The organism is Candidatus Saccharibacteria bacterium oral taxon 488 (assembly GCA_010202645.1).
Taxonomy (GTDB): Bacteria; Patescibacteriota; Saccharimonadia; order Saccharimonadales; family Saccharimonadaceae; genus Nanosynbacter.
In genome coordinates, this window is the sequence record CP047920.1 from 598,883 (window position 1) to 614,182 (window position 15,300).

Consider the following 15,300-nt stretch of genomic DNA (forward strand, 5'->3'; position numbering starts at 1 on the left):
CCCTCATTCTACATGGTCTGGCGAATTTCTGCAATCAAATCACGCAGCTCCGCGGCTTTTTCAAACTCCAGGTTGGCGCTATGCAGCTCCATTTGACCAGTCAACTCCTTGATCAGCGTCGGATATTCGTCCTTTGGAATCTTCTTCAAATCAAGTTTTGGCTTTTTGTCTGATTCTTTTTGCGGGATGATAGAGCGCAGGCCATCGTCAATTTTCTTCTGGATGGTTTGCGGCGTGATGCCATGCTCTTCGTTATATTGCTGCTGGATAGCACGCCGACGATTGGTCTCATCAATCGCTCGCCGCATACTGTCAGTCACATTGTCGCCGTACATCAGCACCCGCCCGTCCACGTGCCGCGCCGCCCGGCCAATCGTCTGAATCAGTGCCTGTTCACTACGGAGGAAACCTTCTTTATCAGCGTCCATAATCGCCACCAGGCTCACTTCTGGCAGGTCCAACCCCTCGCGCAGCAGATTAATACCAACCAAGACGTCGTACGTCCCCAGCCGCAGATCTTTGAGAATATCGCCGCGCTCGAGCGTATCAATTTCACTGTGTAGATACGCCGTTTTCACACCATTGTCCGTCAAGTAAGCGCTTAAGTCCTCGGCCATGCGCTTGGTCAAGGTGGTTACCAGTACGCGGTGGCCCTTGGCAATAGCCTGGCGAATCTCCTCCATCAAATCATCAACCTGCCCTTCAGTCGGCCTCATCTCAATCGGCGGATCAAGCAGCCCTGTCGGCCGAATTAACTGTTCAGCCGGCTTTGGCGAATGAGCAATTTCATAGTCGCCCGGCGTAGCGGAAACATAAATCGCCTGATGAATATGCTGATCAAACTCATCAAACCTCAGCGGACGGTTATCCAACGCGCTCGGCAGACGAAACCCGTGCTCCACCAGCACTTCCTTGCGCGCCCGGTCGCCGTTATACATACCGCGGACTTGAGGTAAGGTCATATGCGACTCATCAACCAACAGCAGCCAATCATCAGGAAAGTAATCAATCAACGTCGCCGGCTGCTCGCCCGGCTCGCGGTCCGTCAGATAGCGCGAATAATTCTCAATGCCTTTGACAAAGCCAGTTTCTTTGAGCATCTCCAGGTCATATTTGGTGCGCTGAGCTAGTCGCTGGGCCTCCAGCAATTTGTCGTGCGATTCAAGCCACTTCAGCCGCTCGTCAAATTCTTTCTCAATACCAGTGATGGCTTTTTCAATTCGTTCACGCGGCGTCGAATAGTGGCTAGACGGGAAAATCGTCAGGCTAGCTGGCTGATCCAAAATCTCGCCAGTCAGCGGATCGATTCGCGTTAGTCTCTCAATTTCATCGCCAAAAAACTCCACTCGCACCGCCGTGTCCTGCCCAGCCGGGAAAATATCCACCACATCGCCACGCACCCGAAAAGTACCGCGTGCAAAATCAACATCATTACGCTTATACTGAATGTCGGTCAACAAACGAATGAACTTATCCTGAACCCGCCGCTCGCCGACCGTCAATTGAATGGCCATATCAGCATACGTTTCCGGCGAACCGATACCGTAAATACAAGACACGCTCGCCACGATGATAACGTCGCGTCTCGTTAACAGTGCCGAGGTTGCCGCATGCCTGAGCCGATCAATCTCATCATTAATTTTCGAATCTTTCTCAATATAGGTATCGCTACTGGCGATGTAGGCCTCCGGCTGATAATAATCAAAATAGCTGACGAAATAATGCACCTCATTATCCGGGAAAAATTCCTTAAACTCAGAAAACAGCTGCGCCGCCAAAGTCTTATTGTGCGCCAGCACCAGCGTCGGCACATTAGCTCGAGCGATGATATTCGCCATGGTAAACGTTTTACCCGAGCCTGTCACGCCTAGCAACGTCTGCTCACGCTCGCCCCGCTCCAGCCCCGCCATTAACTGAGCAATCGCCGTTGGCTGATCACCGGTCGGCTGATAGTTGGAGACGAGATTAAAGGCGCTCATATCATTACTATTGTAGCATTATTGACAAATAATAACTTTTCATGATATAGTTAACTAGTTATTAGCGATAAAACAAAAAGAAGGGGCACTTCAATGACTCCACAAAATACATGTATTCCGCGTGACGTACAGCTACAGGCTGCGATGTTCCACCTTGGCAAGATGGAAGACGAAATCCAGAGCGGCTACGAAATTCTCCGGAAATATCAGAAAACAGTAACGATATTTGGTTCAGCACGTACTGATCCAAATAGTGCTTATTATGACGCTGCAAAAGAAACAGCTGAGCAGTTAGCCAAGCTCGGTTACGCCATTGTTTCTGGTGGTGGACACGGCATCATGGGCGCCGCCAACGAAGGCGCTAATAAGGCCGTCCAAGAGGGAGCGCGAGCTGCTGGCGGTGAATCGATCGCATTCAATATTCGCCTGCCGCATGAACAGGAAGTTAATAAATATGCCACCGAGGTGTTTGAGTTTCAGCACTTTGCGCCGCGGAAGATCGTCATGACGATGTTTGCTAATGCCTATATTTATTTCCCAGGCGGCTTCGGTACGTTGGATGAACTGGCGGAGATATTGACGCTGATCCAGACTGAAAAAGCCAACCGTGCGCCGGTAATCTTGTTCGATACAGCGTTTTGGAGCGATTTGGACGCCTTTTTCCGCAACCATATGCTGGCCGAGGGAGCTATCGTCGAAAAAGACCTGGATATTTATACTATCACCGATAGCGTTGACGAGATCATTGAGCTGGTACAAGCAAATAAGACCTATTGCTGATCACCTATCGTGTCAATTCAGGCTTTTGGGGATTTCTTCGGAGTATTTGCGTTTTGCTGGGACTTTTTATGAGGTTTTTTGCTAGTAGATTTTTTAGATTTTACGGGCGCGGCAGCTGACTTGCGACGTTTTGGTTTAGCGTTAGCTACCGGTAGCCGGAACGGCGACGCGGACTTGACTGGCTCACTGACGGCCGAGGCAACATAGCAAATCCCGCCCTCGCAGACGACACGCTCAACAGTCGGCGTGTGCGTGCGCGGATGGGCTGAAAAACGACGGGTTATTTCATAGCCAAGCCCGCGCTTACCAGATTCGATACGATGCTGACCGTATGGTAATTGATGATGATAATTTTCGACGATATCCACCGGATGAAATGAGATAACCTGCCCGTCAAAATCCATCATCACCCAGTCGCTAGCTCTCGCCCAGGCTGTCTGATCAATCTGCGGCGCAGCAGCCATTAGCGCCTGATACACTTCTCTGCCCGTCGTGTCCGCCGGATCAAGCCCAAGCGCACGGATAATTGAATGAGCCCGAGCTAAAATCTCAGTAATCAACCTCACATCGCTATCATCGCCGGCCATTCGTCTGAGCTCGCTCACGGCAACTCGTGTCCGCACTGAATCACCCAATAATTTTGTTAAGTTTCTTGACATTAAAACTCCTTTTCGCTTAGTGGCATGGCATGTAGTCGTGCACCTTGATATAAGATACCAGTTTTAGCACCGATATGATTAACAACCGAGCTTGAATTTGCGCTGGCAAATACTACTGCGTCCTTCAGCTGGGCGCCATGAGCCCACTGACTCAAAAAACCACTGGCAAATGCATCACCTGCACCAGTCCGATCAATTGCCGGCACGTCCTCGTACATCGCCGCCCTGACAATCGTTACGCCATCAGACGCCATCGAGCCATTCACGCCATCTGTCAGCAGCACCACCGGCACGAGCTCTTTCGCTCGCCGCACCAGCTGTTCCAGATCATCACCCGGCACTAACTGCTGCATCTCTTCTTTATTCAGCGCCAATACCTCCACATCATCCAGCAGTCCCATTAACTTCTCGCGCAGTGCTAGCTCTCGCTTGCCTGGATTAAAGCAAATTTTCATACCAGCTGCTCGAGCCTCATGGAATACCTTATCCAAGACCGTCATCTGACCTGCTAATGTTGATACATACAGCCAATCAGCCTCAATATCCGCCACGGTAAAATCAGCCGCGTGATAATGCGTTGATGCACCGCGATACGTCAAAATTGTCCGCTCACCGTTTGGCGCCAATAACAATACCGAGTAGCCCGTATTGTATTTTTGAGAAAATCGAACATACCGCGTATCAACATTCTCGGCGTCCAGATCATCCAACACCGCTTGGCCAGCCGGATCACGGCCGACAACGCCCAAAAACATCACTTCGTGGCCCTGCCTGGCAAAGGTTACCGCGGCATTCGTCGCACCACCACCTGTCGAAAAATGGATCTGGTTGACGTCGGCCTTGGCACCAAGTTCTAACTTAGCAAAACAACGTTCTGGACTATCGCATACCGGAGCCAAGGCGTCTGACTGGCTTAAAAAAACATCCTGCACGCCTGCACCGACAGTAATAATTTTCGCCATTACACCACCGCCTTTCCGGCTGAATCGAAGGCTTGAATTTTCGCCTCAACTACTTCCTGAACGGCCGCGTACACTGGTGGCATTAGTTTGACGATGGCGTATTCATTCGGATTTTCGCGCAAGGTCTTTTCCAGCGTCGTACGAAAGGCGTAGCGCATGTCGGAATTAATGTTAATTTTAGAAACGCCAATTTTCGCCGCATCCTTAAAATAATGCAGCGGCGTGCCTGATCCGCCATGGAGCGAAATCTGGCAGTGCAGCGCTTCGCGGATACGTGCTAATAATTCCAAATCCAAAACTTTCGGCACTGGATACAACCCATGCAAATTCCCCACTGCCGCTGCAAATGTGTCGATCCCCGTTGCCTCAACAAATGCCCGCGCACCTTCTGGCGTAGAGAAAGTTTTCTTAATTTCTTCATAGTCAATCGCCTCGGTATGGACGTTTGACGAACCCCAAAAATAATGCGGCTCCGACTCTACCAACGCGCCGGTGAACTTGGCGTACTCGACAACTTCGCGAGTTTTGGCGATGATTTCCTCATCCGAGGCATCGTGATTTGCCTGGGAAATATCGATATGCACAAACTCATAACCCGCGTCAATCGCCCGCTTGCAACCCTCGACCGTTGGCCCGTGATCCAGGTTCAAATACATCTCGATGCCGTATTCAGCCTTATAATTATCCACCAAATCGCGCACGTTCTCCAGCCCCATGGCTTTAACTTCAGCATCCGATACTTCCACCAGCACCGGCGATTGGAGTTTCTGCGCCGCGCGCGCTACCGCGATCAGCGTTTCTTGATTATCAATATTAAACGCCCCGACCGCAAAATGTTGCGCCCGTGTCCGCTGCATCAAATGGCGCGCATGCGTGGTATTGCGCCGAATGTCAGAAATTGTCAGTCCCATATACCCTTTTATCCCTTATGCTACTTATGGTTATTATAGCAGCGGTGACGGAAAATGAAAAGAGGCGAAGGGGTTTTACGATTTATTTTTGTACGGTTTTCGTCAAAATGCTGGCCTTGATTTTTTGGCTCATCATGGGGTCAATCCTGATGAGGGAATTTGGTATTTTTACTTATGCAGCAGCATGGGAGATCGCAACACTTGTGACAATTTCCTGTATAGCTGTAGACGCTCGAGAAATTCCCTGGCGCCTGCGTAAGCCTAAATAAATGACAGGTTATCTTTTACGTGCCGGACAATTGTTTCAACATCTAGTCCATGCTTTTGCCATAATTCAGCTACCGAGCCGCTTTCGCCGAACTGGTCGCGGACGCCGATGCGCTTTATTTTGACTGGTAATTTCTCGCTGAGCACTTCCGCCACCGCGCTGCCAAATCCGCCGGCAATTTGCCCTTCTTCTGCTGTCACCACGCGGCCGCATTTTTGGGCGGCAGCAACGACCGCTGCTTCGTCTAGCGGTTTGATAGTGCTAAAATGCACGACTTCTACCTGAACGCCGGCGTACGCCAATTGTTCCGCCGCCATGAGGAGTTGATACGTCATCGTGCCAGTACCTAGTAACGCCACATCAGTGCCTTGGCGCAGTACGGACGCTCGGCCGATAGCCACCTCACCATCCAAAAACAGCGGCATGTCAGCTCGCGGCAATCGCACGTAATTTGGCCGCGAATCAGCCGCCATCACTGCTGCCATCATTTCGGCCTCGTAGGCATCACCCGGTGCCAAGACCACCATGTTTGGCAGACTCCGCATCAGCGCGATATCTTCCAGCATTTGGTGCGTCGCGCCGTCCGCACCGACATTCAGCCCGGCGTGCGAACCGACCAGCTTGACTGGCTGGTCATTCAGACAAATCGTCGTCCGAATTTGTTCCCAATTACGCCCCGGACTGAACGCCGCATAACTGGCTGCAAACGGAATATTACCCATCGCTGCTAGTCCTGACGCCACAGTCACCAGATTTTGCTCTGCCACACCAACCTCAATGAACCGCGGCGCACCGATTCGCTCGGTAAATTCGCCAAAGCCAACACTTTCCGCCAAGTCGGCGCTTAGTGCCACAACCTGACTATTGTTCATTGCTGTGTGAACTAACCCATGGCCAAAACCGAGCCGCATCGATGCGGTATTTCCCGCACGCCAATCATCCCGCAACATGCTCATACGCCCACCCCCTCTTCCGACTGTTTCTTAGCCAGTAAACCCAATTGTGTCAGCGCCGCGACGGCCTGCTCGGCATTTGGCGCCTTGCCGTGCCATCGATAATCGCCCTCCATAAAATCAACGCCGCGCCCAGGTACCGTATGCGCGATAATCACGCTCGGTTGCTCGCGTACTGCCTGTGCTGCTTCAATTGCCGCGATAATTCGCGCCACGTCATGCCCGTCGATTTCCTGCACCTGCCAACCAAAACTGCGCCACTTCTCACCCAAATCATTCAGCGGCATGACTTTTTCTGTATCGCCGCCAATTTGAATAGTATTACGATCAACGATAGTGATTAGCCGGCCTAATTTATACTTGGCTGCAAACATCGCCGCCTCCCAAATATTGCCTTCATTAAGTTCACCGTCACCTAAACTACAATATATGAAGCGTTCCGAATTCTGTAAATACTGCAAATGATATGCCATGCCAGCAGCCTGACTGAGACCGCAGCCAAGCGGCCCGCTCGTCGTCTCTAGCCCTGGTAATTTTACCCGCTCCGGATGCCCTTGTAGCCGCGAGCCAAACTGCCGCAAACTCATTAACTCTGATTCCGATAAAAATCCGCGCATCGCCATCGCCGCGTATAGCAGTGGTGCATAATGGCCATTACTCATGACGAACAGATCGCGATCAGGCCAATCCGGCTCTTCTGGCCGCAATCTAAGAATCCGAAAATACAGTACCGCCATCACATCAGCAAACCCCAGCGGTCCCGCCACATGACCACTACCAGCAGCCGTCACTTGGCGAATAATCAGCTGCCGTAACTCTTGCGCCTTCTTTTCTAGCTGGCCAGTCGTGAGTTGGCTCATGGTAAACTACCCGAGCACACCCGTCTTGCTAATTTCCTGCTGGAGTTTAGCGAACATTGCTGGTGGATCAGTTGCTTTTTGGATTGTCCCACCAACGTTCAGGACGTTCACGCCGCCCTGAACAAGGCTATAAGCATTGTCAACCATCACACCACCATCCCAACCAATTTCAACATTCGGATTAATCATCTTGACGAGCCGAATTTTTTCCAGCTGCATCAGGCTGGCTGTTCCGCCAAACTTACCTAGCTCACCGCTGAAAATCAGGACATGCTCTGCCTCTTTGATAAGCTCTTCGACGGTTTGCGGCACTGTTGGCCTCAGTAGTGCTAGCCCAGCCATAATACCCGAGCGCTTAATTTCTTTGAGTGCCCCCAACACGTCGCCTTCGGCCTCGGCATGAATAATAATCAAATGCGGCCTCAGTGCGATTAACTTCGGTACATACTCATCTAGTTTGTTCACCATGGCGTGAATATCAATCGTCCAACCTTCTGGTGCCCATAATTCTGGGATGCTGACCGTAAAGGTTGGCGCAAACTCACCGTCAGTTAAATCGATATGCACCCGCTCAGCAAAGCCAGTAATTCTATCGACTTGCTCTTTGTATTGCTGGGCATTTTCTGCCAAAATTGCCGGAGCGATAACACTACTCATACGATTTCATCCAGTTGCGCATTGCGCCGATTATACCGCGGGGCATCCGCGTATGCAGTATTGAGCCACGTTTCAACAATACCCTTCCAGGCAGCCTCGTTATCCTCGAGGACCCTAGCCGGCAGACACAGTACATTCGAATTATTGTCACGCCGTGTCATCCTAGCTTCATGTGCATCCCAAATAACACTGGCGCGGATCCCCTTAAAACGATTCGCCGCTATACACATACCCTGACCGCCGCCGCAAATTAAAATTGCCCGTGGATCATCCTCGCCATCACCAATCACTCGCAGCGCTGCCGCTGCCGCAAACTGTGGAAAGTCGTCATCAGGATTAAGCTCACGACCACCGACATCCTCGACTGCGTAGCCACTTTTCGCCAAATACGCAAATACTTTTTCTTTCAGCGCAAACCCGCGATGATCTGAACCAAGATAAATCTTCATGGGTTTAGTATAAGCGGTTTGGGCGATATTTGCAACCAATCAAGTCCTTGGAAGCTCAACTCATTACGTCGAGCCGCAGCCAGCCAACACCTTACCCATCGCCTCTTTTTCTGCATTTGTTACCCACAGACGATATTTACGCTTGATCGCCACCTGCCGTTCAATGTACTGACAGCGAAACGGTTTGTTAGGAGGCAGCCAGGTTGCCGCGTCGCCATCGCCTTTGGCTTGGTTGGCCGGACCGTCAGCAGCCAACAAATTCAGCGGGTCGTTTGCCAATTTTTCTCGCTCCTCACGTGGTAGTTGCTGTGCACCTTTCTGCCACGCATCACTTAACGCCACCACGTGATCAATTTGTACTTTCGACGAGGTTTCTGGCCCGCGCTGAAACTTGATCGTCCGGCCGGTATACGGGTCACGTAGCGTCCCGGCCAACACGCGACATTTATCGTCAATTTTTGTTTCCGTTAAGTCCCGCGCCAAAATCACTTCGCGCACCGAACAGCCGCTCATTTTACCCCAACCATCACTAAATTGTTTGCGGCTATAGCCTGTTTTGGGCGCACGACCTTTAACCTCTAGTTTTGCCAACTCCGCCTGGGCGTTTGAGTCACCAAACAATTGCTGCTGCATGGACGGCGAAGTCGGTGCAACCCGCGGCTGCTGCAGCTGCACCGCCCACACTACTGCACCCGCCACCGCCATGACAAGCAGTACCATTATCTGCCGCCGTCTAATTTTCTTCGTCGCCATATCTATATTATAATGAAAGTATGAAAACAGTTCCACGCTTACTCGACACCTTTATACCACATCATTACGCATTAACCCTCGACCTAACACGCGCCGAAGAAAAAGCGTTTTCTGGCACAGTGATTATTTCTGGCGAGTCAACTGGCGAGTCAATTTCGCTGCATTCTAAAGAATTAACTATTCATTCAGCGTTGATTGACGATCAGCCAGCTGAGTTTTCTCACGGTGAATTTGATGAGTTACGCCTATCGTGCCCAGAATTATCCAGTGGCCAGCATGTCGTTCGCATTGAGTTTTCTGGCACCATCACCGACGCCATGCACGGACTGTATCCGTGTTACTTTACGCATGACGGTGTCAAAAAGCAGCTGCTTGCCACCCAGTTTGAATCGCACCATGCCCGCGAGGTCTTTCCGTGTGTTGATGAGCCAGCTGCCAAAGCTACATATGATTTAATGCTAATAACTAAGCCTGGACTGACCACACTCAGCAACATGCCAGTAAAATTGTCTGAAGAAAAAAACGGCTTGATGACAACATGTTTTGAACAAACGCCGCGTATGAGCAGCTACCTACTCGCCTTTGTCGTCGGCGAATTACATAAGAAAACCGCCCATACCACCTCCGGCGTTGAAGTTAATATTTGGGCCACACCAGCCCAAAGCGAGGAGACGCTGGATTTTGCGCTGGACATCGCCACGCGCTCCATTGATTTTTATGATGAATACTTTGGCGTGCCATATCCGCTGCCAAAGTCTGACCACGTGGCGCTGCCAGATTTCTCGTCGGGTGCCATGGAAAACTGGGGACTCATCACCTACCGCGAAAGTTGCTTGCTGGCTGACCCGAAATTAACGCCAGAATCATCCAAGCGCTTCATCGCCACCGTCATCGCTCACGAACTCAGCCATCAATGGTTTGGCAACTTAGTGACCATGCAGTGGTGGAATGACCTGTGGCTAAATGAGAGTTTCGCGAATATGATGGAGTATGTGGCGGTCGACGCACTACACCCTGAGTGGCGGATGTGGGAGGATTTTGCGACGAGCGAGGTCACCGCGGCGCTGCGGCGCGACAGCTTGGATGGTGTGCAGCCAGTGCAGGCCGATGTTAATCACCCAGATGAGATCAGCACTTTGTTTGACCCGGCGATTGTCTACGCTAAAGGTGGGCGGCTGCTGGTGATGGTGCGGCGGCTAATCGGTGAGGAGGCATTTCGCGCAGGACTAAAGTCATATTTTGAAAAATTCGCCTACCAAAACACTGTTGGCGATGATTTATGGCAGGAGCTAGAAACCGCCAGCAGCCAGCCGATTGTTAATTTGATGAATACCTGGATTTCGCAGCCAGGACTACCAATTGTGCAAGTTGAGCAGAACAACTCCGGCGAGCAACCGACCGCTACCCTCCGCCAAGAACGATTTTTCATCGGCAACCATCAGCCATCCGACGCCTTGTGGCCGATTCCGCTGTTCGCCAATCAGCCGCTTGATGATATTCTGACTGAGCGCGAGAAAATATTTACGGCAAATGGCGACGTTCGGCTGAACTGCGGACTGAACGGACATTTCGTAACGCACTATGACTCAGCAACACGAGATCGATTAATCGAAAAGGCAGCAGAATTACCGACGTTAGATAAAATTTGCTTGTTGCAAGACATGACGTTGTTGGCGCGGTCTGGACGAGAAAGTTCGGCGGCACTGCTGCCGCTGGCACGCGTTTTTCAGCACGAGACCAATGAAAGAGTCTTTAATAAAGCCGGGACAAATTTGGTGGAATTACGCAAATTCGTCGACGACAATGAAGCAGGACACGCTCGGCTAAAGCAGATTTCTGTTGAATTTGCCCGCGATACATTCATGGAACTTGGCTGGGATGAGCAGGACGGCGAATCTGATGACGATCGCGAGCGGCGCACGGCAGCGCTAGGTTTGATGTTATACGGCGAGGATCCGGCAGCGCTCGCGGAGGCCAAAAGACGCTTTGATGAGACTAACTCAGATGATTTACCAGCTGAGATTCGCCCGCTGATTATCAATGCCAATGTCAGATACTTCGAGACGCCAGAAATGATTGACAAACTTTTTACGATATATCAGAATACGCCGTCAGCCGACCTGCAAGTTGATATCGCGCTAAGCCTGACCTCGACGAAGAATCCAGTGACTGCCGAGCGAATTTTAACGGCGATCAAGGATGCTGACATTATCCGCCCGCAAGATGCCAGCCGCTGGTTTATTTACCTCATCCGCACGCGAGAAAACCGGAAAATTGCCTGGAACTGGCTGAAAGAAAATTGGTCGTGGGTGAAAGACACCTTTGGCGGCGATAAAAGCTACGATAATTTTATCCGCTACGCTGCCAGCGCTCTGTTGACCCGCGATGAGTTAAACGATTTTACCGAATTTACCACGCCGCTGCGCGCCGAACCAGCCCTAACCCGCACCATCGATCTGGGCATCCGCGAGATTGCCGGCAGAGTAGCACTGATTGAGCGGGATCAGGCGGCGGTTATTGATGCACTTAGTAATTAGATCTATTTGGCCTTAGGCGTTACCTCTATGTTGTAGTGGCATAGCTAGTCGATAACGACAGATTGCTTGCCGCTCTGCTCTCCATCAACAGCTATCGCTAGTATCTGCATGTCGCGTCCCTCATATTGCGGATGTTTTACTATGAATAGCTCCGCCGCAAAACGCATTTGTCGCTGTTTTTTGGCAGTAATCGCCGCCAGCCCATCGCCAAAGTCATCATTCTTACGGTATTTGACCTCGGTGAAGTACAGCACATCATCTTTCATGCTAATAATATCAATTTCACAGTACCGCGTCCGCCAGTTGCGGACGATGATCTCGTGTCCGTCCGCCACTAGCTGATCCGCTGCTGCTTGCTCGCCTGCATTACCAATGTCGCGAGTAGTGGATAGGCGAGCAACGGGTTCGCTATCTCCTCCGACAGAGGCTGTGGAACGTTCGCGAAGAGCGGACGTTTCAGCCGAACGCTCACGAGCCATCTCCGGTGGAAATGCGAGTGAAGAGTGTACTCTGGAGGAGGATGGTAGCAAACCTACCTCCACATACTTCTGTAGCGGCGCAAAACTCAGCCGATGTAGCGGCGTCACGCCCAACCGCTCAATTGCCGCACGATGCTTGGCCACGCCATAGCCAGCATTTGACGCGAAACCATATCCTGGATAGACCGCATCTTGCTCGGCCATAAACTGGTCGCGCGCCACTTTGGCGATGATCGACGCCGCCGACACACTGGGAATCAAACCGTCGGCCTTGGCCATCGCCGTCACGTATCGCTCCAGCGCCGTATCCGCCAGAAAATTGACCGTTCCGTCAATGATAATTTCATCAAATGCCAAATTCTTCTCCTTGCACTGCGACTGAATTTGTTGTACCGCTCGCCGCGTTGCCAATCGCAGCGCCTGACTCATACCAACCTCGTCCAATTTTCCAGCGCTCACCCAGCCCAGCGCCCACGCAGCCGCCTGCTCGCGAATCACCTCATCCAAAGCCTCGCGGCGTTTTTTAGTCAACTTTTTACTATCATCCAAACCCTCAATCTCGACACCACCCAAAATCACCGCGCCCACCACCAGCGGCCCCGCCCACGGCCCACGTCCGACTTCATCAATGCCGAGGATCATGCGCGCGCCTACCCTTTTTCACATCCTTTTTTACGTCCGAACCCATGACCACCCAGCCCAGCCACACCGCCGCCGCACCCAGCGTATTTGCCAAGATATCCCAATTGGTATCGTCCAGCTTGATGCGCGCCAAACCAACCTTGACCATAAATAATTCCGCTAGCTCATTAATGCAGCCCAGCGCCGACACCAGTGCAAACACCGAAAACACCATCACCAACCAGTGCGCCCGCCAGCGCGTCGCCAGCACCAAATATATCCACAACAATCCCGTAAACAATCCGCCGCCCACGAAATGCGTAGTAAAACTAGTGTCTCGCCCCTCGATCAGCGGCGATGGCAAATACCACGAGATAAAAAACAACACGCACGCAACGTATAGCAGCCAGCGGCACTTTACTTCATCGGTAAAACCCTGGCGACGCAACATATACGGCACCGCAAATACCAAAGTCACGGGGACAAACACAGAAATATAATGAAAGATTGACATACTAGCATTATACCATGAGAAAACCGCCCCCAGAGAGGGCGGTCTGTTTACCTCAAAACCAATTACGCTTCTTTATGGCGAGCTTCTACTTCAGCAGCCTTGGCGTCAAGTTCTGCCTGAGCAGCATCTTTTTCAGCTTGTTTGGCAGCGGCAGCTTGTGCAGCTTCTTCTTTCAGGCGCTCCGCCTCAGCCTCAGCTTTAGCATCGTGCACATTATTAACAGCAGCACGGTCAAAGTTCTTGGCGGTCAGGCGAGCTGATTTACCAGAACGCTTACGTAGGAAGCTGAGGAACTTGCGGCGAACCTTGGCACGGCGGACGATTTCCACCTTTTCAATCAGTGGGCTGTGCAGCAAGAATGATTTTTCCACACCAACACCTGAGGCGATTTTACGAACGGTGATGCGTGAGGTGTGCGAGCCTTTGTTGTCAGTGCGAATAACCACACCTTCAAACATCTGGATACGCTCTTTATTGCCTTCTTTAATCTTCTGGTAAACACGAACGGTGTCACCGCTGCGGGCATCAACAACTGCTTGCTTTTTCTGTGCTTGATTGACTTTGTTGATTAGATCAAAACTCATACTGTTTTCCTCTGTTTCGGGATCTTAACAGCTGGCCATATAGTTGTATCCCTATAGCTCCACACTGAAAGACTCGATATTTAATATCACCGATACAATCAGTTACCAATTTTAGCACAATTACCCAAAGATGACAACTCCTGAAAACTTCACTAAACTGCGCTATAATTGATCGCATGGATTACAATATATTAGCACTTGAACTACACAAAAAGTATAAGGGTAAAATCACCACTAGCTTGCGCGACCAGGAGGAACTCGACCGCGACAAACTGAGCGCCTATTACAGCCCGGGCGTGGGTGCGGTCAGCCAAGCGATTGCCGAAAACCCAGCGGACCTACCAAAGTACACTTGGACGAACAATTTGGTCGGCGTGATTTCTGATGGCTCAGCCATTTTGGGCCTCGGTGATTTGGGACCGAAAGCCGCCATGCCGGTGATGGAAGGTAAAGCATTGCTGTTCAAGCACTTTGCGGGCGTCGATGCCGTGCCGATCGTGCTGGACGTTCATCAGCCAGAAGACATCATCACCGCCGTCAAAGCCATCGCGCCGAGCTTTGGTGCTATCAACCTGGAAGATATCGCTGCGCCAAAGTGTTTTGAGATTGAGGAGCGCTTGAAAGCGGAACTAGACATCCCCGTATTTCATGATGACCAGCACGGTACCGCGGTCGTGGTGTTAGCAGGACTAATCAATGCCGCGAAATTAACCGGACGAAACCTGGCAGACTGTAAATTTGTGGTCATTGGCGCGGGCGCAGCTGGTACGGCGATCATTAAATTATTGCATCTATACGGCGCACGGAACATTGTGGCGGTAGATAGCCGTGGCATTGTTGGCTCATCTCGCACGGATTTGAATGCAGAAAAAACTGCACTACTAGAATACATCGATGCTTCACAAACTGGCTCAATTGAAGACGCTATCACCGATGCTGACGTGTTTATTGGTGTGTCGCGCGCTGGGCTACTTACGCCTGAATTGGTACAAAAAATGGCCGACAATCCAATCATCTTTGCCCTAGCCAATCCAGTTCCAGAAATCATGCCAGACGTCGCTCGAGAGGCGGGTGTAGCAGTCATCGCCACTGGCCGCAGCGATTTTCCAAACCAGATCAATAATTCCTTGGCCTTCCCAGGCATCTTCCGCGGCGCCCTGGATCATGGTGTGAAAAAAATCACCGACCAGCATAAACTGGCGGCCGCCGAAGCGCTAGCTGGACTAGTCGAAAACCCAACTGCTGAGGAAGTCATTCCTTCGCCGTTTGACGAGCGAGTAGCGCCAACCGTCGCTCGTGTTATCACATAACCCTATTCGCCACATGCTAACGAT

The 15,300-nt window shown here is 51.2% G+C and carries 16 protein-coding genes; 4 read left to right on the plus strand and 12 right to left on the minus strand.

The window, feature by feature from the left end:
• Positions 1–8 precede the first annotated feature (8 nt).
• A complete protein-coding gene (uvrB, locus tag GWK77_03250; protein ID QHU93167.1) occupies positions 9–1,979 on the minus strand; it encodes an excinuclease ABC subunit UvrB in 1,971 nt (656 codons plus the stop codon).
• Positions 1,980–2,072: 93 nt separating this feature from the next.
• Between uvrB and GWK77_03255 the strand changes: the two genes are divergently transcribed.
• On the plus strand, positions 2,073–2,759 hold the full coding sequence (locus tag GWK77_03255) for a TIGR00730 family Rossman fold protein (protein ID QHU93168.1): 687 nt from the start codon (positions 2,073–2,075) through the stop codon (positions 2,757–2,759).
• Positions 2,760–2,776: 17 nt separating this feature from the next.
• On the opposite strand, the gene GWK77_03260 is transcribed toward GWK77_03255, so the two are convergent.
• The 3 genes from GWK77_03260 to GWK77_03270 are packed head-to-tail and all read right to left on the minus strand — an operon-like array spanning position 2,777 to position 5,291.
• Positions 2,777–3,418: a hypothetical protein gene (locus GWK77_03260; protein QHU93169.1), complete on the minus strand. Its 642-nt coding sequence runs from the start codon at positions 3,416–3,418 to the stop codon at positions 2,777–2,779.
• Positions 3,418–4,380 (minus strand): hypothetical protein, encoded by a 963-nt coding sequence (locus GWK77_03265; protein ID QHU93170.1) that lies wholly within the window; start codon positions 4,378–4,380, stop codon positions 3,418–3,420. Before GWK77_03265 ends, GWK77_03260 begins: the two co-directional genes overlap by 1 nt.
• Positions 4,380–5,291, minus strand: a complete 912-nt coding sequence (locus tag GWK77_03270) for a class II fructose-bisphosphate aldolase (GenBank protein QHU93171.1) — start codon at positions 5,289–5,291, stop codon at positions 4,380–4,382. Before GWK77_03270 ends, GWK77_03265 begins: the two co-directional genes overlap by 1 nt.
• A 44-nt stretch (positions 5,292–5,335) precedes the next feature.
• Between GWK77_03270 and GWK77_03275 the strand changes: the two genes are divergently transcribed.
• Entirely contained in the window at positions 5,336–5,560 is a 225-nt protein-coding gene (locus GWK77_03275) for a hypothetical protein (protein QHU93172.1), read from the plus strand.
• Here the strand turns inward: GWK77_03275 and GWK77_03280 are convergent.
• The 5 genes from GWK77_03280 to GWK77_03300 form a co-directional block, all read right to left on the minus strand.
• The gene (locus GWK77_03280; GenBank protein QHU93173.1) at positions 5,553–6,515 is read right to left on the minus strand and encodes a transketolase family protein; all 963 of its coding nucleotides are present in this window, start codon (positions 6,513–6,515) and stop codon (positions 5,553–5,555) included. The two genes, GWK77_03275 and GWK77_03280, sit on opposite strands and share 8 nt — an antisense overlap.
• Entirely contained in the window at positions 6,512–7,372 is an 861-nt protein-coding gene (locus GWK77_03285) for a transketolase (GenBank protein QHU93174.1), read from the minus strand. Before GWK77_03285 ends, GWK77_03280 begins: the two co-directional genes overlap by 4 nt.
• Positions 7,373–7,378: 6 nt before the next feature.
• Positions 7,379–8,029, minus strand: coding sequence for a hypothetical protein (locus GWK77_03290; protein QHU93175.1), 651 nt, complete (start codon positions 8,027–8,029; stop codon positions 7,379–7,381).
• Positions 8,026–8,478 carry an RpiB/LacA/LacB family sugar-phosphate isomerase gene (locus GWK77_03295; GenBank protein QHU93176.1) on the minus strand — a complete coding sequence of 151 codons (453 nt, stop codon included), beginning with the start codon at positions 8,476–8,478 and terminating at the stop codon, positions 8,026–8,028. Before GWK77_03295 ends, GWK77_03290 begins: the two co-directional genes overlap by 4 nt.
• Positions 8,479–8,541: 63 nt before the next feature.
• Complete coding sequence (locus tag GWK77_03300) at positions 8,542–9,231, minus strand: DUF1524 domain-containing protein (protein QHU93177.1); 690 nt, start codon at positions 9,229–9,231, stop codon at positions 8,542–8,544.
• Positions 9,232–9,251: 20 nt separating this feature from the next.
• On the opposite strand from GWK77_03300, the gene GWK77_03305 reads away from it, so the two are divergent.
• Positions 9,252–11,768, plus strand: a complete 2,517-nt coding sequence (locus tag GWK77_03305; GenBank protein QHU93178.1) for an aminopeptidase — start codon at positions 9,252–9,254, stop codon at positions 11,766–11,768.
• Between the two features lie 44 nt (positions 11,769–11,812).
• On the opposite strand, the gene GWK77_03310 is transcribed toward GWK77_03305, so the two are convergent.
• The 3 genes from GWK77_03310 to rplS form a co-directional block, all read right to left on the minus strand.
• Entirely contained in the window at positions 11,813–12,889 is a 1,077-nt protein-coding gene (locus GWK77_03310) for a ribonuclease HII (GenBank protein ID QHU93179.1), read from the minus strand.
• Positions 12,873–13,382: a hypothetical protein gene (locus tag GWK77_03315; protein QHU93180.1), complete on the minus strand. Its 510-nt coding sequence runs from the start codon at positions 13,380–13,382 to the stop codon at positions 12,873–12,875. Before GWK77_03315 ends, GWK77_03310 begins: the two co-directional genes overlap by 17 nt.
• A 62-nt stretch (positions 13,383–13,444) precedes the next feature.
• The gene (gene rplS, locus GWK77_03320) at positions 13,445–13,966 is read right to left on the minus strand and encodes a 50S ribosomal protein L19 (GenBank protein QHU93181.1); all 522 of its coding nucleotides are present in this window, start codon (positions 13,964–13,966) and stop codon (positions 13,445–13,447) included.
• Between the two features lie 176 nt (positions 13,967–14,142).
• On the opposite strand from rplS, the gene GWK77_03325 reads away from it, so the two are divergent.
• The gene (locus GWK77_03325; GenBank protein QHU93182.1) at positions 14,143–15,276 is read left to right on the plus strand and encodes an NAD-dependent malic enzyme; all 1,134 of its coding nucleotides are present in this window, start codon (positions 14,143–14,145) and stop codon (positions 15,274–15,276) included.
• The last annotated feature ends 24 nt before the right edge of the window (positions 15,277–15,300 follow it).

Excerpts from the sequence above, each read along its gene's own strand:
- uvrB (QHU93167.1), bottom strand. The coding sequence starts at position 1,979 with ATGAGCGCCTTTAATCTCGTCTCCAACTATCAGCCGACCGGTGATCAG.
- GWK77_03255 (QHU93168.1), top strand. The coding sequence starts at position 2,073 with ATGACTCCACAAAATACATGTATTCCGCGTGACGTACAGCTACAGGCT.
- GWK77_03260 (QHU93169.1), bottom strand. The coding sequence starts at position 3,418 with ATGTCAAGAAACTTAACAAAATTATTGGGTGATTCAGTGCGGACACGA.
- GWK77_03265 (QHU93170.1), bottom strand. The coding sequence starts at position 4,380 with ATGGCGAAAATTATTACTGTCGGTGCAGGCGTGCAGGATGTTTTTTTA.
- GWK77_03270 (QHU93171.1), bottom strand. The coding sequence starts at position 5,291 with ATGGGACTGACAATTTCTGACATTCGGCGCAATACCACGCATGCGCGC.
- GWK77_03280 (QHU93173.1), bottom strand. The coding sequence starts at position 6,515 with ATGAGCATGTTGCGGGATGATTGGCGTGCGGGAAATACCGCATCGATG.
- GWK77_03285 (QHU93174.1), bottom strand. The coding sequence starts at position 7,372 with ATGAGCCAACTCACGACTGGCCAGCTAGAAAAGAAGGCGCAAGAGTTA.
- GWK77_03290 (QHU93175.1), bottom strand. The coding sequence starts at position 8,029 with ATGAGTAGTGTTATCGCTCCGGCAATTTTGGCAGAAAATGCCCAGCAA.
- GWK77_03295 (QHU93176.1), bottom strand. The coding sequence starts at position 8,478 with ATGAAGATTTATCTTGGTTCAGATCATCGCGGGTTTGCGCTGAAAGAA.
- GWK77_03300 (QHU93177.1), bottom strand. The coding sequence starts at position 9,231 with ATGGCGACGAAGAAAATTAGACGGCGGCAGATAATGGTACTGCTTGTC.
- GWK77_03305 (QHU93178.1), top strand. The coding sequence starts at position 9,252 with ATGAAAACAGTTCCACGCTTACTCGACACCTTTATACCACATCATTAC.
- GWK77_03310 (QHU93179.1), bottom strand. The coding sequence starts at position 12,889 with ATGATCCTCGGCATTGATGAAGTCGGACGTGGGCCGTGGGCGGGGCCG.
- GWK77_03315 (QHU93180.1), bottom strand. The coding sequence starts at position 13,382 with ATGTCAATCTTTCATTATATTTCTGTGTTTGTCCCCGTGACTTTGGTA.
- rplS (QHU93181.1), bottom strand. The coding sequence starts at position 13,966 with ATGAGTTTTGATCTAATCAACAAAGTCAATCAAGCACAGAAAAAGCAA.
- GWK77_03325 (QHU93182.1), top strand. The coding sequence starts at position 14,143 with ATGGATTACAATATATTAGCACTTGAACTACACAAAAAGTATAAGGGT.